Raw genomic sequence first — 15,031 nt, 5'->3', positions numbered from 1 at the left:
GGAGACGTCCGCCATGAATCGCATGGAGCCCCTGCGCAAGATCGAAGCGGGCGTTCTCGAAATCGCCTACTACGAAGCCGGCCCGGCCGACGGCCCGCCCGTGCTGCTGATGCACGGCTTCCCGTACGACATCCACACGTATGCCGAAGTGGCGCCGATGCTCGCGGACCAGGGCTGCCGCGTGATCGTGCCGTACCTGCGCGGCTACGGCGCCACCCGCTTCCTGAGCGATGCCACGCCGCGCTCGGGCGAGCAGGCCGCGCTGGGCGCCGACCTGCTCGCGCTGCTCGATGCGCTTGCGATTCCGCGCGCGGTGCTCGCCGGCTACGACTGGGGCGGCCGCGCCGCCTGCGTGGTGGCGGCGCTGTGGCCCGAGCGCTGCGCGGGGCTGGTCTCGCTCAACAGCTACAACATCCAGAACATCGCCAAGGCGATGGAGCCGGATACGCCCGAGAACGAACACAGCCTCTGGTACCAGTACTACTTTCACAGCGAACGCGGCCGTGCCGGCCTCGCGAAGGACCGCAAGGCGCTCACGAAGCTGCTGTGGAAGCTGTGGTCGCCGACCTGGAAGTTCGACGACGCCACCTTCGAGCGCAGCGCCGCCGCGTTCGACCACCCCGACTTCGTCGACGTGGTGATCCAGTCGTACCGCCACCGCTTCGGCCTCGTTGCGGGCGACCCGGCCTATGCCTACATCGAACGCCGCCTTGCCGCGCAGCCCACGATCACCGTGCCCGCCATCACCTTCGACGGCATCGACGACGGCGTGCGGCCGCCCGCCGATGCCTCGGCCCATGCACACCGCTTCAGCGGGCCGCGCTCGCACCGGCTCGTTCCGGGCGCGGGCCACAACCTGCCGCAGGAAGCGCCGCGCACCTTTGCAGACGCAGTGCTCGAGCTGGTGCCCGCACTGCGCAACGACACCCCATGACCGACAACACCCCCAAGATTCTTTCCGAGCACCATGCCTTCGGCGGCGTGCAGAGCTTTCACGAGCACGCCTCGCACGAGATCGGGCTGCCGATGCGCTTCTCGGTCTACCTGCCGCCGCAGGCCGCCCACGAGCGCGTGCCGGCCCTGCTCTACCTCGCGGGCCTCACCTGCAACGAAGAAACCTTCGCCGTCAAGGCCGGCGCGCAGCGCATGGCCGCCAGCCTCGGCCTCGCGCTGATCGCCCCCGACACCAGCCCGCGCGGCCCTGCCGCCGAATGCGTGCCGGGCGCCAAGGACAACTGGGACTTCGGCATCGGCGCCGGCTTCTACCTCGATGCCACCGTCGCACCCTGGGCCACGCACTGGCGCATGGAAAGCTGGATCGTCCACGAGCTGCTGCCGCTGGTGGCGCAGCACTTCGCCATCGACGGCCATCGCATCGGCATCTTCGGCCACTCGATGGGCGGCCATGGCGCGCTCACGCTGGCCATGCGGCATCCGGGGCGCTTCAAGTCGCTCTCGGCCTTCGCACCGATCTGCGCGCCCACGCAGTGCCCGTGGGGCACGGGCGCATTCGGCGGCTACCTCGGCGCGCCCGGCGACGACCGCGCACAGTGGCTCGCGCACGACGCCAGCGCGCTCATGCGGTCGCAAACCGCAGCGCCCTATCCGCAGGGCATCCTGATCGACCAGGGGCTGGCCGACAAATTCCTCGCCGAGCAGCTGCATCCGGACGTGTTCGAAGCCGCCTGCTTTGCCGTCGGCCAGCCGCTCATGCTGCGCCGCCACGCGGGCTACGACCACGGCTACTACTTCATCCAGAGCTTCATGGCCGATCACATCGCGCACCACGCGCAAACGCTGCGCGCCTGATCGACTGCGGCGGCCCTGCGCCGTATCATGGGACGCATGTCCGCCGCCCAAATCCCCGCCTTCCACCTGCGGTCGCGCGATGGCTCCGCCGAAGAGCGCATGGTGCTTGCCGGCATCTGGCGCCGCGCCTGGACGTCCGCCAACCGTGGCGCCGCCACCATCGAACCGATCGCGCACTGGCTGCGGCGCGTGCAGACCGAGTTCGTGCCGCCCGCCGAGGTGGTGCTGGCGGAGCGCGATGGCCAGGTGCTCGCCTTCATGGTGCTGCTGACAGGCCGCGAGTACGTGGCCCAGCTCTTCGTCGAACCCCATCTGCGCAACCAGGGCCTGGGACAGGCGTTGCTCGACGAGGCCTGCGTGCGGATGTCCGACGGCTGGCGATTGCATGTGGCCGCCACCAACAAGGCCGCCCAGCACTTCTACGAGCGCTACGGCCTCGTGCGCGGTGCGACCGACCGGCACCCGACCAGCGGCCGCGAACGCATCGCCTACCATTGGTCGCCCCTGCGCGCGCCATGGCGCAAGCGTTGAACGGGCGGCACCTTTCTTCCTTCATTCCTTTCATGCGCATCGACCACATTGCACTCTGGACCACCGATCTCGAACGCTGCAAGCGCTTCTATGTCGACTACTTCGGCGCCACGGCCGGCGCGGGGTATGTCAATCCGGCCAAGGGTTTCGCCTCCTGCTTCCTGAGCCTGGGCGATGGCGCCCGCATCGAGGCCATGACGACCAGCACCCTTTCGCCCGTGGCGGCCGAAGCCGGCGCGCAGCGCATGGGCTGGACGCACCTCGCCATCGGCGTGGGCTCCGAGGCTGCGGTCGACGCACTGACGCAACGGCTGAAGGCCGACGGCTACCCGCTGCTCGACGGCCCGCGCCGCACCGGCGATGGCTACTACGAGAGCGTGGTGCTCGACCCCGACGGCAACCGCATCGAGATCACTGCATGAGCGCGTTCGTCCAGAGCCTGCACGAGGTCTTCGAGCGTCTCGGCCGCATCGAGACGCGCCGCATGTTCGGCGGCCACGGCGTGTGGCACGAGGGCCGCATGATCGCGCTCGTCGCCAAGGACACGCTCTACCTGAAGTCCGACGCCGGCAGCGCCGAGCATTTCGACAGGCTGAACCTGCAGCCCTTCACCTATGTGCGCGAGGGCAAGGCAATGCCGATGTCGTACCGGCTGGCCCCCGCCGATCTCTTCGAGGATCGCGAAGAGGCCGCACTCTGGGGCCGCCGCGCCTATGAGGCGGCCCTGCGTTCGGGCCAGCCACCGAAACAGAAGGCTGCCGCCAAAAAAGTACCCGCAAAGAAAGCCCCAGTGAAGACAAAGAAAGCAGCCCCTCGGTGAACGACAACACCCCCACGTTGCCGCCCCTTCCCGAACGCGAGCAGATCGCCCTGCTCGAGCCCTTCGAAGGCCTGGGCCTGAAAGACATCGTGGTCGTCGCGACACTGCAGGATGCCGAGCGTGCCGCCGTCACGCTGCTGGCGGCCGGCGTCGCCGGCTTCGACACGGAGTCCAAGCCCACCTTCGCAAAGAACGAGGTGTCGGGTGGCCCGCACGTGGTGCAGTTCTCGACGCGCGACACGGCCTGGCTGTTCCAGCTGCACCGTACCGAATGCAATCCGGTCGTCGCCGCGCTGATCGCCTCGACCGAGTTCAGGAAAGTGGGCTTCGGCCTTTCGACCGACCTCACGCTGATACGCAACCGCCTCAACATCGAGCCCAAGGCCGTGTTCGACATCGACAGCGAATTCCGCCGCCGCGGCTACCGCAAGTCGGTGGGCGTGAAGGCGGCCGTGGCGCTGGTGTTCAACCGGCGCTTCGTCAAGTCGCGCAAGGCGACCACCTCGAACTGGGCCAACAGGCAACTGACGGAAGCGCAGATCCGCTACGCGGCGAACGACGCCTATGCCTCGATCCGCGTGTTCGACGCGCTCCTGTCCAGCTCCTGAATTCAGTCCCGCCCCGCCTCCAGGATCGCCTGCGCCAGCCGCCTGGGGTTCGAGAAGAACATCTCGTGGCTGCCGGGGCACTCCACCAGCCTGAAGAGCCCGAGCCGCTCCGACAGGCGCGGATGCCACGGCAGGCTGTGCGGCAACGCGATGTCCTGCTGGCAATTGACATACGACTTGCCGAGCGCCAGTTCGGCCAGCGGCTTGTGCAGCCTGATCTTGTCGGTGAGGGTGCGGTACGGGTGCGGGTTCAGCTTCTCGTAGCTGGCCTGCGCGAGCGCCAGGTCGGCATCGTTGATGAAGGCCTCGCGCCAGACCTCGAAGGGCAGCGTCACGGCATTGCCGTTTGCGGCGGCGACGGCATCGAACATCGCCACGTAGTGCGGCGGCACCATGTCGTTGAGCGACTCGCCGTCGAGCGGCACGAAGGCGTTGATGTAGACCAGCCGCTTGAGCCGGTGCGCGATGCGGCCCGCCACGCCCGAGATCACCATGCCGCCATAGCTGTGGCCCGCGAGCCGGACCTGCGTCAGGTCTTTCTCCTCGATGAAACGGACGGCGGACGCGATCGCGTCGTCGAGGCCGGTGCGCGCGCGGTCGTCGCCAGGGCGGTTGCCTGCCAGCGTCGGGCAGTGCACCGTGTGGCCGGCTTCGCGCAGGCCATCGGCGACGGCTTCGATGTCGGCGCCGGTGTGCCAGGCGCCGTGGACGAGAACATAGGTGTCGGACATGCGTGTCTCCTTCGTGGTTGGGTGTGAAGGAGAACGACTGTAGGAACGGCAACGCGCTGCGGATGGCCGTTGCGTGCCAGGGCCATGGCCGGTTCGCGCCAAGACCTGGCTTGCATTCATTCAATAATTCAAAGATACTTGAATAATGGAAGAAAATGATGTCGTCCGATCCCTGGCTGCGCTGGCACAGCCCGTCCGCCTTCGGGTGTTTCGTGCACTGGTGGTGGCCGGGCCCGAAGGCCTGACCCCCGGCGCGCTGACCGAAACGCTGGAGGTTTCCGCAACGGGCTTGTCCTTCCACCTCAAGGAATTGGTGCATTCGGGCCTGGTCTCGCAAGAGCGACAGGGCCGGAACCTCATCTACCGCGCGTCGTTCGACCAGATGAACGTCTTGTTGGCCTACCTCACCGAGAACTGCTGCCAGGGCGAGGCGTGCCTCGTCGACAGCGCCACCGCTTGCAAATGCTGAAGGCTCCGCAATGACGCTCAACGTACTCATCCTCTGCACCCACAATTCGGCCCGCAGCGTGCTGGCCGAGGGCATGCTGAACCACTGGGCCCGGAAGCTCGGCAAGGACGTGAAGGCCTTCAGCGCCGGCAGCGCACCCAGTGGAAGAATCAATCCGTTCGCCATCGAGGTGTTGAAGGGTGCCGGCGTGGACACCGAAGGCTTTCGAAGCAAGAGCTGGGACGAATTCGCCACGCCGACCATGCATGTGGTCATCACCGTCTGCGACAGCGCCGCACAGGAGACTTGCCCCTACTGGCCGGGAACACGCGTCAAGGTTCACTGGGGGTATCCGGACCCCTCCAATACCGAAGGCGGCGACGCCGCCAAACGCCAGGCCTTCGAGCTGACGCGGCAGGCGATCTCCTACCGCATGCTCCAACTTCTCGCGCTCGAGAATCCCGATGCGATGAGCGACGCCGAGCTGCAAGAGCGGCTGCAAAGCATCTCCGCGAACTGACACCATGAGCGCAGTGATCGAAAGTCCGCGCGGCAACGCGGCGCCCATGAGCGTGTTCGAGCGCTACCTGACGGTGTGGGTGTTCCTCTGCATCGTCGTCGGTATCGCGTTGGGCCAACTGTTTCCGTCCGCCTTCCAGGCCGTCGGCCGCCTCGAGGTTGCCAAGGTCAACATTCCCGTGGGCGTGCTGATCTGGGTGATGATCATCCCGATGTTGCTGCGAGTCGACTTTGCGGCCCTCGCCGAGGTGAAGAACCATTGGCGCGGCATCGGCGTGACGCTGTTCATCAACTGGGCCGTGAAGCCGTTCTCGATGGCCTTCCTGGCGTGGCTCTTCGTGCGCCAGGTCTTTGCGGGCCACTTGCCGGCCGACCAGCTCGACAGCTTTGTCGCGGGCTTGATCCTGCTGGCCGCCGCGCCCTGCACTGCCATGGTGTTCGTCTGGAGCCGGCTGACAGGCGGCGACCCGGCCTTCACGCTGTCGCAGGTCGCGTTGAACGACGCCATCATGGTGTTTGCCTTTGCGCCCATCGTCGGCCTGCTGCTGGGCCTGTCGGCCATCACGGTGCCGTGGGACACGCTCATCACGTCGGTGGTGCTCTACATCGTGCTGCCGGTGATCTTCGCGCAGCTGCTGAGAAAGCAACTGCTGAAGGCCGGGCCGGCCGCATTCGAGCGCGCCATGCATCGCATCGGCCCGTGGTCGATCGCAGCGCTCCTGCTGACACTCGTGCTCCTGTTCGCTTTCCAGGGCGAAGCCATCATCGAGCAGCCGCTCGTGATCGCGATGCTCGCGGTTCCGATCCTGATCCAGGTGATCCTGAACTCGGGCCTTGCATACTGGCTCAACCGGAAGTTCGGTGAAAAGCACAGCATCGCCTGCCCCTCTGCGTTGATCGGTGCGTCCAATTTCTTCGAGCTGGCAGTGGCCGCGGCCATCAGCCTGTTCGGCTTTCACTCGGGCGCTGCACTGGCCACTGTGGTCGGCGTGCTGATCGAAGTCCCGATCATGCTGGCGGTGGTGAAGGTGGTGAATTCGTCGCGAGGCTGGTATGAGTCGTGAGCTCCCGAATGTCGATCCCGCGCTGTTCGAGAAGGCCGATCTGAATCTGTTGCTGCCGGCGCAGCGCTCCACACATGCGCCGCGCATCCTGCTGCTGTACGGCTCCGTTCGCGAGCGTTCCTACAGCCGGTTGCTCACGGAAGAAGCGGCGCGACTGCTTCGGGCACTGGGCGCGGAGACACGGATTTTCGACCCACGCGGATTGCCGCTCCCGGACTCGGAACCCGATGCGCATCCCAAGGTGCAGGAACTTCGCGGCCTCGCGCAATGGTCCGAAGGCATGGTGTGGTGCTCGCCCGAACGCCATGGCGCAATGACCGGCATCATGAAGGCGCAGATCGACTGGATCCCGCTGGCCATGGGATCGGTGCGGCCCACGCAGGGCAAGACGCTCGCGGTGATGGAGGTGTCGGGCGGCTCGCAGTCCTTCAACGCGGTGAACCAGCTGCGTGTGCTCGGCCGCTGGATGCGCATGATCACGATCCCCAACCAGTCGTCGGTGGCCAAGGCCTTCCTCGAGTTCGACGACGACGGCCGCATGAAGCCTTCGCCGTACTACGAGCGCGTGGTCGATGTCATGGAAGAGCTGGTGAAATTCACGCTGCTCACGCGCGACTGCGCGGACCACCTGGTCGATCGCTACAGCGAGCGGCGCGAGAGCGCCGAAGCCCTCTCGAAGCGGGTCAATCTGCGCGGCATCTGAGCAGCGCGAAAGCGGATTCAGCGGCGCAGCCGCCGCAGCTCGCCGGGCGTGCGGCCCAGGTGCAGTCGGCACTGCCGCACAAAGTGCGAGGCGTCGGCCAGACCCACGCGAAAACCGATCTCTGCGACGCTCAACCGGTCGAAGCGCGCATCGCCCAGCATGCGCTGCGCCACCTGCATCCGAAAGCCGGTCAGCGCGGTCGCGAAGGTGGTGGCGCCATCGGCCAGGCAGCGGTGCAGGCTGCGTTCCGAAATGCCCAGTTCGCGTGCCACGCCGGCGGCCGTGAGGCCCGGTTCGGCATGGCGCTCGCGCGTGGCCTCGAGTACGCGCCGGCGCAGCGCGGCGCGGCCGCCTGCATCGGGTTCCAACGGCCCCTGCCCGAGCGCCAGGGACAGCAGGCCGCCCAGCTGGTCGGTCAACAGCGCCGGCGGCAGCGGCGGCCTCGCAGCCACGTCGGGCGACAGCTGTTGCACGAAGTTGCTGAGCACGCTGCCCCAGCCCGTTTGCCCGTCGATGCGGCGCGCCACATGGTCGCCGGCATCGGGCAGCCACGATTCAACCCACGCAGTCGGCAGTTCGAGCGAGAGGGTGTCGGCCGATTGCAGCAGATGAAAGGCATAGCGGCGCCGCGAATCGACCAGCACCGCGTCGCCGGGCAGCATGCGCGCGGAGCGTTCTTCCTGCACGGCCACCCAGGGCGAATCGGTCTTGCAGAGCAGGTAGTAGTAGTTGCTGCGGCTGTGGGCAATGGCGCGGCGCGTGCGGTACACGTCCTGTGCGGTGCCGCGCACGCGGTTCACGCCGATAGCGCCAAGCGGCGCGGATTCGAGCGTCGCGCCGAAGCGGCCAACCTGCGTGCTGGTCACGTCCATTTCGAGAAAACCCTCGCAGACCGCGCCGATCCAGTAGTCCAGCCGCTGCTGCTGCGGCACGGCATCGGTCGACCAGGTGTGGATCGCGGCGGCTGCGGTGGCGGGAGTCATCCCGCAAACATAGCCAGCCCGGGCGCATTTGCCAAGCGGGTATAGACGCCCTCCGACGACGCGCGGCCATGGCCCCCGGCACAATGACCGCCGTTTCCAACCGAACACGAAAGAAGGGCCATGAGCAAGAAAAGCGATTTCGGACTGATCGGCCTGGCCGTGATGGGCCAGAACCTCGTGCTGAACGTGGAAAGCCGTGGCTTCCAGGTCAGCGTCTACAACCGCACCGAAGCCACCACCGAGGCCTTCGTGGCCGCGAACCCGGGCAAGAAGCTGGTCGGCGCGAAGACGCTCGAAGCGTTCGTCCAGAGCCTCGAGAAGCCCCGCAAGATCCAGATCATGGTGAAGGCCGGCGCACCGGTCGACCAGGTGATCGAACAACTCATTCCGCTGCTCGACAAGGACGACATCGTCATCGATGGCGGCAACAGCCTCTACACCGACACCGAGCGCCGCGACGCCTACCTCGCGACCAAGGGCCTGCGCTTCATCGGCGCGGGCGTCTCGGGCGGCGAGGAAGGCGCGCGCAAGGGGCCGTCGATCATGCCGGGCGGGCCGCTCTCCACCTGGGAGGTGATGAAGCCGATCTTCGAGAGCATCGCGGCCAAGGTGGACGGCGAACCCTGCGTCATCCACATCGGCCCCGGCGGCGCAGGCCACTACGTGAAGATGGTGCACAACGGCATCGAGTACGGCGACATGCAGCTGATTTGCGAGGCCTACAGCCTGTTCAAGGCCGCCGGCTTCAGCACCGACGAGATGGCCGCGATCTTCAGCGAATGGAACGAGGGCGAGCTGCAAAGCTACCTGATCCAGATCACCGCCAAGGCGCTCGAGCAGAAAGACCCGGAAACGGGCAAGCCGGTCGTCGACCTGATCCTCGACAAGGCCGGCCAGAAGGGCACGGGCCAGTGGACGCTGATCAACGCGGCCGAGAACGCGGTGGTCATCAGCACCATCAATGCCGCCGTCGAGGCGCGCGTGCTGTCGTCGCAGAAGAAGGCGCGCGTGGCGGCCAGCAAGGTGCTGCAGGGGCCGAAGATCGAGCTCTCGCTCGACAAGAAGGCGCTGGTGGCCAAGGTGCACGACGCGCTCTACGCCTCGAAGGTCATCAGCTACACGCAGGGCTTCGACCTGGTCAAGACGATGGGCGACAAGAAGGCGTGGAAGCTCGACCTCGGCCGCATCGCGGCGATCTGGCGCGGCGGCTGCATCATCCGCGCGCGCTTCCTGAACCGCATCACCGATGCCTTCCGCACCGACCCGGCCCTGGGCAACCTGATGCTCGATCCCTTCTTCAAGGACCTGCTGAACCGCACGCAGCAGAACTGGCGCGAGGTGGTGGCGCTGGCGGTGAGCAACGGCATTCCGGTGCCGGCGTTCAGCGCCTCGCTGGCCTACTACGACAGCTACCGCACCGAGCGGCTGCCGGCCAATCTGCTGCAGGCGCAGCGCGACTTCTTCGGCGCGCACACCTACGAGCGCACCGACAAGCCCGAAGGCCAGTTCTTCCATACCGACTGGCCCGAAGTCATCGGCTGATGCCATGCCGGCCCTCGACTACCCCAGTCATCTGGTCGAGGACTGGCAGTTCGCCGATGGCACACCGGTTTGCATCCGGCCGATCCGCGCGGACGACCTCGAAATGCACACGGCCTTCGTGGCCGGCCTGTCGAAGGAGACGGGCTACCACCGCCTGCTGTCGCCACGCAAGCCGCAGCCCGACGAGCTCTGGCGCATGACCCACATCGACTACGACCGCGAGCTCGCGCTCATCGCAACCACCCTGGTCGATGGCGTCGAGCAGCAGATGGGCGTGGTGCGCTACGTGCGCGGCGACACGCCGGAGACGGCAGCGACGGCCGAGTTCGCCATCGTCATCGCGGATGCGTGGCAGCACCGCGGACTTGCCGGGAAGCTCATGCGCAAGCTGATCGCCGCGGCCAGAGAGGCCGGCGTGCGGCAGCTCGCGGACATCACGCTGTTCGACAACCTCGCGATGTTGGGCCTCGCGCGCAAGCTGGGCTTCAAGGTGCAGCGCGACCCGGGCAATCCCAACGTCACGCGGCTGCGGCTGGCGCTCGATGCGCCCGTTCCCTAGTCAGGCTTACCAGGCCGCGCCCATCACGCCCTGCTCGGCCGCGATCCAGTCGCGCACCGGCGGCGGCAGCGCATGCGCCGGTGGCACGAGGCCCATGGCGGCATACGACTCGAGGTTGGGCACCAGCCCGCCACGTCCCACGGCAGCGCCCTTCATGTAGCCGGCGGCGCAGACCTTGTCGCCCTTGACGAACTCGAAGCGCATGTAGTTCCAGTGCTGGTCGGTGGCGTCGAGCCGGAAGCGCAGCGTGTACACGTCGAAGGGGTTCAGCCCGCGACGGTAGCTGATGAGCGAGCCGCCCGACATCGGCCGCCAGCCCTGGCGCAGCATGGTGGCGGCAAAGCCGGTGCGCACGAAGTATTCGACCAGCATCAGGTCGATGATCGTCAGGTAGCGGCCGTTGTTCATGTGGCCGTTGATGTCGAGGTCGTTGGGCAGCACGCGCAACCGCCGCTCCAGCGCGTCGCCCGGAGCCAGGCGCGGTGCGCGCCAGGCACGCAGCAGGGTCATCAGCAGGCGGAGGTAGAGGTTCATGGGAAGACTAGAATTGGTTCAATGATGAACAGTATAGTTCAACACTGAACCATATCCAATGCCCGCTGCGAAGACCCCAAAGCCCCGCAAGTCCGACCGCGCGCCCTCCTCGCCCCACGGCACGCTCGCCTGGCTGGCGGTGATACGTGCCTACAACCTCTGCGATGCGGTGATGACCGCGCGGCTCGCCGCCATCGGCCTGCGCGTGGGCGAACACGAGGTGCTGGCGACCATTGCGACCACGCCGGGCATCACGCAGCAGGCGCTCGCGGCGCGCTGCTTCGTTGCCAAGAGCGGCGTGAGCATGCTGCTCACGCAGATGGAGGCCAAGGGCTGGGTCCGGCGCGACAGCGACGGGGCCGACGCGCGCGTGCGGCGCCTGACGCTCACCAAAGACGGCATGGCCATGGCGCAGAAGTGCCTGGCGGTCCAGGCCGAACTCGTCACCGCCATGGTGGCGCCGGCCACCGAGGGCGAGCTGGAAACAGTGGCCGACACGATGAACCGCGTGTCCGTGGTGCTCGAGGCGCTGCGGGCCGGCAAGACCTAGCCGTTGATTGCCAATTGGGCGGCGAAAGCCCGCTTGTATGCGGGCCGCGCTTCGCCGCGGGCGACATAGGCAGCCAGGTTCGGAAATTCGTCCAGAATGCCCGAGGGTCTCAGCCTGAGCAGCACCGACACCATCATCAGGTCGCCCGCGCTGAACGCACCATCGAGCCAGTCCGCATCGCCCAGGCGGGCAGAAAGCTGGTCCAGCCGATGACGGATGCGATCCATGACCAGAGGCAAGCGCTCCTTGGTCCAGGGCTTGTCGCCCTCCAGAAACCTGGCGGTTGCGAGTTCAAGGATCGGCGGCTCCACGGTGTTGAGCGCGGCAAACATCCATGTGATCGCACGGGCCCGGGCATTGGCATCGTCCGGCAACAGGCCCGCATGGCGCTCGGCGATATGGAAGACGATCGCGCCTGTCTCGAACAGGGCGAGATCGCCGTCCTCATAGGTTGGAATCTGGCCGAACGGATGAAGGCCCAGATGCGCGGGTTCCTTCATCGCACGGAACGAAACAAGGCGAACCTCGTAGGGTTGGCCCGCTTCTTCAAGCGCCCAGCGAACGCGCGTATCGCGCGCCAGTCCCTTGCCGCCATCGGGCGATCGTTCAAAGGCGGTAATGATGATGGTCATCGTGAGGCTCCGTTTGGTGCGTGATTCGGGCGCGAACACAAGCCGGGTCATGCGCAGCGCAGCAGACAACTAGCCGGCAGGCAACCAGGCCTTCACCTGCCCGACCAGCACCCCCAGCGGCGCGGTCGCATCGACCGCCAGCACGCCCACCTCGCCAACTGGCGACTCGAGCGTCGCGAACTGGTTGGCCACCAGGCTGGCCGGAAACATGTGCTCGCCCGCGCCGGCCCGTGCGGCGACACGGCGCTCGGACTCGGCGCGTTCGATCGCCATGAACACGAAGCGCAGCCCCGGCGCGGCCGCGCGCAACTGATCCCTGTAGCTGCGCTTGAGCGCCGAGCAGGTCAGCACCGCCCCTTGCGGCGAGTCGGCCAGCGCGCGGCCCAGCGTCGCGAGCCAGCCGACGCGGTCCGCATCGGTCAGCGCAATGCCCCGGCTCATCTTCTCGACATTCGCCGGCGGATGATGGTCGTCACCCTCGATCAACGGCAGCTCGAGCCCGACGGCCAGCGCCGCCCCCAGGCTCGATTTTCCGCAGCCAGAAACACCCATGACCACCAGCCAGATCCCGTTCATGCGCACCTTTGATGTCGTCGTCGATGCCCGACGGCCCCAGCCGCCCGGCAGGAAGCAAATCTACCCGCAAACAGGAACGCAGCGCAGCAGCAAACTCAGAAGAGATTGCCCTGCCCCGCTGCACCCGGTGGCCGGAACGCAGCGATATCGAGCGGAATGCGCTCGCGGTTGAAGCCCAGGCGGTTCGTCGCCTTCTGGAAGCGCTGGTGGATCAGGTCGGCCCAGAGCCCGCTGCCCTTCATGCGCGTGGCGAAGTCGGCGTCGTAGTCCTTGCCGCCGCGCATCTCGTGGATGCGCGCCATGATGCGGTCCGCGCGCTGCGGGTAGTGCAGCATCAGCCATTCCTTGAAGAGCGGCGCCACTTCCCACGGCAGCCGCACCACCGTGTAGAACGCGCTGCGCGCGCCGGCCTCCCAGGCAGCCTCGAGCACATGCTCCATGTCTTCGGTCACGAAGGGAATCTGCGGCGCCACGCTCACGCCCACCGGCACGCCCGCGTCGGCCAGCGTGCGGATGGTGCGCAGCCGCCGGTGCGGCGCAGCGGCGCGCGGCTCGAGCTTGCGGGCGAGTTCGCCGTCGAGCGTGGTCACCGTGATGTACACCGCGGCCAGGTGGTCGGCGGCCATCGGCGCGATCAGGTCGAGGTCGCGCTCGATGGCGCTCGACTTGGTGACCAGCGCGAACGGATGCCGCACCTCCTTCAGCAGCTCGATGATCGACCGCGTGATCCGCAACTCGCGCTCGATGGGCTGGTAGCAGTCGGTGGCGGTGCCGATCGCGATATAGCTCGGCCGGTAGCTCTTGCGCCCGAGTTCGGCGCGCAGCACCTCGACGATGTTGCGCTTGGCGATCAGCTTGGTCTCGAAGTCCAGGCCGGGCGAGAGGTTCAGGTAGCTGTGCGTGGGCCGCGCGAAGCAATAGATGCAGCCGTGCTCGCAACCGCGGTAGGGGTTGAGCGAGCGGTCGAAGTAGATGTCGGGCGAGTCGTTTTCGTTGAGCACCGACTTCACGTCCTCGAAGCGCACCTCGGTCGCGATGGGCAGCAGTGCGTCGGCTTCGGCCGCGCCCTCTTCCAGCGTGCCCCAGCCGTCGTCGAAGGCGTTGCGCTCGTCCTTCGAGAAACGGTGCGCCAGCCGGGTGGCCGCACCTCGGCCCTTGATGATGTGGATGGGAACCTGGGCTGCGGGCATGGCAAATCCTTTGGATGGAATTCACTGTTTATTCATACAGTATTCCACCATTCACCATCACTTGCTCGATTTTTCATTTCTCTCTTGACAGAAATTTAGGAAATCTTAAACTCGGCGCTATGGAACTCACCGACATTCAACGCAAGTTCGTCCTCCACTGGGGCGAAATGGGCTCCATGTGGGGCGTCAACCGCACCGTCTCGCAGATCCACGCCCTGCTCTTCGCCCATGGCAAGCCGATGCACGCCGAAGAGCTCTCCGAAACGCTGGGCGTCGCGCGCTCCAACGTCAGCAACAGCCTGAAGGAACTGCAGGCCTGGAACCTCGTGCGCGTGACCCACACCATGGGCGACCGTCGCGACTATTTCGAGACCAGCGTCGACGTCTGGGAGCTGTTTCGCACCGTGGTGCGCGAGCGCAAGGAACGCGAGTTCGATCCCACCGTCCGCGTGCTGCGCGAGCTGGTCTCCAGCCCCGACTTCCAGAAGGAGCCGGCCGATGCGCAGGACCGCATCCGCTCGACCATGGAGCTCATGAACAAGCTCGCCACCTGGGCCGACGAAATGCTGCGGCTCTCGCCCGGCACGCTCGACAAGGTGCTGACGCTCGGTGCCAGCGTGCAGAAGTTCGTGCGCGGCGATGCGGCACCTGCCGCGCCTGCCGGCAAGGGCGACGACCCCGATGCGCACCATGCCAGCCTGCCGATGATCTGAGCGCTTTTTTTTGCCCATTGATTTCTGTTTTGACTGAAATATCGAGAATCAAGAACACCATGAGCCGCATCGCAACCGACGCCTACCCGCTGACCGTCTACTACGACGCCACCTGCCCGCTCTGCGTCGCCGAGATGGGTGCGATGAAGGCCCGCGATGCCGCCGGGCGACTGAATCTCGTCGACTGCTCGCCCGCCGGCTTTTCCGGCGGCCCGGCACCGCGCGAAGCGCTGATGACGGCGATGCATGCGGTCGACGCCGCGGGCCGCGTGCTGGACGGCGTCGCCGCGATCCGCGCCTGCCGCAATGCGGTGGGCCTGCCGGCCGGTGGCTTCCTGCTCGACCTGCCGGTGGTGGGGGCGCTGGCCGACCGCGCCTACGCCGTGCTCGCACGCAACCGCTACCGGCTGCCGCGCTGGCTCGTCGCCCGGCTGGCAGGCCGCGGCGCCATCGCGCCGGCCACCTGCGCGGACGACAACTGCCGCCTCTGAACGAATCACGCTGTCGCACCCTCAGGGA

The 15,031-nt window shown here is 66.9% G+C and carries 21 protein-coding genes; 15 read left to right on the top strand and 6 right to left on the bottom strand.

Annotated features, from left to right (window positions below; genetic code table 11):
• Positions 1-13: 13 nt before the first annotated feature.
• From AC1DXX_RS19280 to AC1DXX_RS19255, 6 genes are read left to right on the top strand one after another with little or no spacing between them, the layout of a single operon-like run.
• Positions 14-934, top strand: a complete 921-nt coding sequence (locus AC1DXX_RS19280) for an alpha/beta fold hydrolase (RefSeq protein ID WP_478135813.1) — start codon at positions 14-16, stop codon at positions 932-934.
• A complete protein-coding gene (gene fghA, locus AC1DXX_RS19275; protein ID WP_478135812.1) occupies positions 931-1,809 on the top strand; it encodes an S-formylglutathione hydrolase in 879 nt (292 codons plus the stop codon). Before AC1DXX_RS19280 ends, fghA begins: the two co-directional genes overlap by 4 nt.
• A gap of 36 nt (positions 1,810-1,845) precedes the next feature.
• The gene (locus AC1DXX_RS19270) at positions 1,846-2,340 is read left to right on the top strand and encodes a GNAT family N-acetyltransferase (protein WP_478135811.1); all 495 of its coding nucleotides are present in this window, start codon (positions 1,846-1,848) and stop codon (positions 2,338-2,340) included.
• A gap of 32 nt (positions 2,341-2,372) precedes the next feature.
• Positions 2,373-2,762 carry a VOC family protein gene (locus tag AC1DXX_RS19265; protein WP_478135810.1) on the top strand — a complete coding sequence of 130 codons (390 nt, stop codon included), beginning with the start codon at positions 2,373-2,375 and terminating at the stop codon, positions 2,760-2,762.
• On the top strand, positions 2,759-3,160 hold the full coding sequence (locus AC1DXX_RS19260; protein ID WP_478135809.1) for a TfoX/Sxy family protein: 402 nt from the start codon (positions 2,759-2,761) through the stop codon (positions 3,158-3,160). Before AC1DXX_RS19265 ends, AC1DXX_RS19260 begins: the two co-directional genes overlap by 4 nt.
• The gene (locus tag AC1DXX_RS19255) at positions 3,157-3,768 is read left to right on the top strand and encodes a 3'-5' exonuclease (RefSeq protein ID WP_478135808.1); all 612 of its coding nucleotides are present in this window, start codon (positions 3,157-3,159) and stop codon (positions 3,766-3,768) included. Before AC1DXX_RS19260 ends, AC1DXX_RS19255 begins: the two co-directional genes overlap by 4 nt.
• Positions 3,769-3,770: 2 nt before the next feature.
• Here AC1DXX_RS19255 and AC1DXX_RS19250 read toward each other — a convergent pair whose 3' ends face one another.
• A complete protein-coding gene (locus AC1DXX_RS19250) occupies positions 3,771-4,499 on the bottom strand; it encodes an alpha/beta fold hydrolase (protein WP_478135807.1) in 729 nt (242 codons plus the stop codon).
• Positions 4,500-4,644: 145 nt separating this feature from the next.
• On the opposite strand from AC1DXX_RS19250, the gene AC1DXX_RS19245 reads away from it, so the two are divergent.
• From AC1DXX_RS19245 to arsH, 4 genes are read left to right on the top strand one after another with little or no spacing between them, the layout of a single operon-like run.
• Positions 4,645-4,968 carry an ArsR/SmtB family transcription factor gene (locus AC1DXX_RS19245; RefSeq protein WP_478135806.1) on the top strand — a complete coding sequence of 108 codons (324 nt, stop codon included), beginning with the start codon at positions 4,645-4,647 and terminating at the stop codon, positions 4,966-4,968.
• A 10-nt stretch (positions 4,969-4,978) separates the two neighbouring features.
• Positions 4,979-5,467, top strand: a complete 489-nt coding sequence (locus tag AC1DXX_RS19240; protein ID WP_478135805.1) for an arsenate reductase ArsC — start codon at positions 4,979-4,981, stop codon at positions 5,465-5,467.
• Between the two features lie 4 nt (positions 5,468-5,471).
• Positions 5,472-6,530 carry an ACR3 family arsenite efflux transporter gene (arsB, locus tag AC1DXX_RS19235; RefSeq protein WP_478135804.1) on the top strand — a complete coding sequence of 353 codons (1,059 nt, stop codon included), beginning with the start codon at positions 5,472-5,474 and terminating at the stop codon, positions 6,528-6,530.
• Positions 6,520-7,233, top strand: a complete 714-nt coding sequence (gene arsH / locus AC1DXX_RS19230; RefSeq protein ID WP_478135803.1) for an arsenical resistance protein ArsH — start codon at positions 6,520-6,522, stop codon at positions 7,231-7,233. Before arsB ends, arsH begins: the two co-directional genes overlap by 11 nt.
• Positions 7,234-7,250: 17 nt before the next feature.
• Here the strand turns inward: arsH and AC1DXX_RS19225 are convergent, their stop codons facing one another.
• The gene (locus AC1DXX_RS19225; RefSeq protein WP_478135802.1) at positions 7,251-8,216 is read right to left on the bottom strand and encodes an AraC-like ligand-binding domain-containing protein; all 966 of its coding nucleotides are present in this window, start codon (positions 8,214-8,216) and stop codon (positions 7,251-7,253) included.
• 120 nt (positions 8,217-8,336) lie between these two features.
• On the opposite strand from AC1DXX_RS19225, the gene gnd reads away from it, so the two are divergent.
• Together gnd and AC1DXX_RS19215 are read left to right on the top strand one after the other, a co-directional pair.
• Complete coding sequence (gene gnd / locus AC1DXX_RS19220; protein WP_478135801.1) at positions 8,337-9,758, top strand: decarboxylating NADP(+)-dependent phosphogluconate dehydrogenase; 1,422 nt, start codon at positions 8,337-8,339, stop codon at positions 9,756-9,758.
• Positions 9,759-9,762: 4 nt separating this feature from the next.
• Positions 9,763-10,317 (top strand): N-acetyltransferase family protein, encoded by a 555-nt coding sequence (locus tag AC1DXX_RS19215; protein WP_478135800.1) that lies wholly within the window; start codon positions 9,763-9,765, stop codon positions 10,315-10,317.
• Between the two features lie 6 nt (positions 10,318-10,323).
• Here the strand turns inward: AC1DXX_RS19215 and AC1DXX_RS19210 are convergent, their stop codons facing one another.
• Positions 10,324-10,851: a thioesterase family protein gene (locus AC1DXX_RS19210; RefSeq protein WP_478135799.1), complete on the bottom strand. Its 528-nt coding sequence runs from the start codon at positions 10,849-10,851 to the stop codon at positions 10,324-10,326.
• Between the two features lie 58 nt (positions 10,852-10,909).
• Here AC1DXX_RS19210 and AC1DXX_RS19205 point away from each other — a divergent pair, with 58 nt between their 5' ends.
• A complete protein-coding gene (locus AC1DXX_RS19205; RefSeq protein WP_478135798.1) occupies positions 10,910-11,401 on the top strand; it encodes a MarR family winged helix-turn-helix transcriptional regulator in 492 nt (163 codons plus the stop codon).
• Here AC1DXX_RS19205 and AC1DXX_RS19200 read toward each other — a convergent pair.
• The 3 genes from AC1DXX_RS19200 to AC1DXX_RS19190 all read right to left on the bottom strand — a co-directional run bounded on the left by AC1DXX_RS19200 (position 11,398) and on the right by AC1DXX_RS19190 (position 13,799).
• Positions 11,398-12,033 carry a glutathione S-transferase family protein gene (locus tag AC1DXX_RS19200; protein ID WP_478135797.1) on the bottom strand — a complete coding sequence of 212 codons (636 nt, stop codon included), beginning with the start codon at positions 12,031-12,033 and terminating at the stop codon, positions 11,398-11,400. The two genes, AC1DXX_RS19205 and AC1DXX_RS19200, sit on opposite strands and share 4 nt — an antisense overlap.
• A gap of 69 nt (positions 12,034-12,102) precedes the next feature.
• Complete coding sequence (locus AC1DXX_RS19195; RefSeq protein WP_478135796.1) at positions 12,103-12,609, bottom strand: gluconokinase; 507 nt, start codon at positions 12,607-12,609, stop codon at positions 12,103-12,105.
• A 95-nt stretch (positions 12,610-12,704) separates the two neighbouring features.
• Positions 12,705-13,799, bottom strand: coding sequence for a PA0069 family radical SAM protein (locus AC1DXX_RS19190; RefSeq protein WP_478135795.1), 1,095 nt, complete (start codon positions 13,797-13,799; stop codon positions 12,705-12,707).
• A 119-nt stretch (positions 13,800-13,918) separates the two neighbouring features.
• Between AC1DXX_RS19190 and AC1DXX_RS19185 the strand changes: the two genes are divergently transcribed.
• Both AC1DXX_RS19185 and AC1DXX_RS19180 read left to right on the top strand, forming a co-directional pair.
• Positions 13,919-14,512 (top strand): GbsR/MarR family transcriptional regulator, encoded by a 594-nt coding sequence (locus AC1DXX_RS19185; protein ID WP_478135794.1) that lies wholly within the window; start codon positions 13,919-13,921, stop codon positions 14,510-14,512.
• 59 nt (positions 14,513-14,571) lie between these two features.
• Positions 14,572-15,003, top strand: coding sequence for a thiol-disulfide oxidoreductase DCC family protein (locus AC1DXX_RS19180; protein ID WP_478135793.1), 432 nt, complete (start codon positions 14,572-14,574; stop codon positions 15,001-15,003).
• Positions 15,004-15,031: the final 28 nt, after the last annotated feature.

This window comes from Variovorax sp. P4_B10 (assembly GCF_056402375.1).
The sequence above is the reverse complement of the archived record's forward strand: the minus strand, read 5'-3'. Positions and strand labels throughout refer to the sequence as shown.

Coding starts and splice junctions, on each gene's coding strand:
- AC1DXX_RS19185 (WP_478135794.1), top strand. CDS start 13,919: ATGGAACTCACCGACATTCAACGCAAGTTCGTCCTCCACTGGGGCGAA.
- AC1DXX_RS19250 (WP_478135807.1), bottom strand. CDS start 4,499: ATGTCCGACACCTATGTTCTCGTCCACGGCGCCTGGCACACCGGCGCC.
- AC1DXX_RS19180 (WP_478135793.1), top strand. CDS start 14,572: ATGAGCCGCATCGCAACCGACGCCTACCCGCTGACCGTCTACTACGAC.
- arsB (WP_478135804.1), top strand. CDS start 5,472: ATGAGCGCAGTGATCGAAAGTCCGCGCGGCAACGCGGCGCCCATGAGC.
- AC1DXX_RS19260 (WP_478135809.1), top strand. CDS start 2,759: ATGAGCGCGTTCGTCCAGAGCCTGCACGAGGTCTTCGAGCGTCTCGGC.
- arsH (WP_478135803.1), top strand. CDS start 6,520: ATGAGTCGTGAGCTCCCGAATGTCGATCCCGCGCTGTTCGAGAAGGCC.
- AC1DXX_RS19195 (WP_478135796.1), bottom strand. CDS start 12,609: ATGAACGGGATCTGGCTGGTGGTCATGGGTGTTTCTGGCTGCGGAAAA.
- AC1DXX_RS19190 (WP_478135795.1), bottom strand. CDS start 13,799: ATGCCCGCAGCCCAGGTTCCCATCCACATCATCAAGGGCCGAGGTGCG.
- AC1DXX_RS19240 (WP_478135805.1), top strand. CDS start 4,979: ATGACGCTCAACGTACTCATCCTCTGCACCCACAATTCGGCCCGCAGC.
- AC1DXX_RS19270 (WP_478135811.1), top strand. CDS start 1,846: ATGTCCGCCGCCCAAATCCCCGCCTTCCACCTGCGGTCGCGCGATGGC.
- gnd (WP_478135801.1), top strand. CDS start 8,337: ATGAGCAAGAAAAGCGATTTCGGACTGATCGGCCTGGCCGTGATGGGC.
- AC1DXX_RS19200 (WP_478135797.1), bottom strand. CDS start 12,033: ATGACCATCATCATTACCGCCTTTGAACGATCGCCCGATGGCGGCAAG.
- fghA (WP_478135812.1), top strand. CDS start 931: ATGACCGACAACACCCCCAAGATTCTTTCCGAGCACCATGCCTTCGGC.
- AC1DXX_RS19210 (WP_478135799.1), bottom strand. CDS start 10,851: ATGAACCTCTACCTCCGCCTGCTGATGACCCTGCTGCGTGCCTGGCGC.
- AC1DXX_RS19225 (WP_478135802.1), bottom strand. CDS start 8,216: ATGACTCCCGCCACCGCAGCCGCCGCGATCCACACCTGGTCGACCGAT.
- AC1DXX_RS19245 (WP_478135806.1), top strand. CDS start 4,645: ATGGAAGAAAATGATGTCGTCCGATCCCTGGCTGCGCTGGCACAGCCC.
- AC1DXX_RS19215 (WP_478135800.1), top strand. CDS start 9,763: ATGCCGGCCCTCGACTACCCCAGTCATCTGGTCGAGGACTGGCAGTTC.
- AC1DXX_RS19280 (WP_478135813.1), top strand. CDS start 14: ATGAATCGCATGGAGCCCCTGCGCAAGATCGAAGCGGGCGTTCTCGAA.
- AC1DXX_RS19265 (WP_478135810.1), top strand. CDS start 2,373: ATGCGCATCGACCACATTGCACTCTGGACCACCGATCTCGAACGCTGC.
- AC1DXX_RS19205 (WP_478135798.1), top strand. CDS start 10,910: ATGCCCGCTGCGAAGACCCCAAAGCCCCGCAAGTCCGACCGCGCGCCC.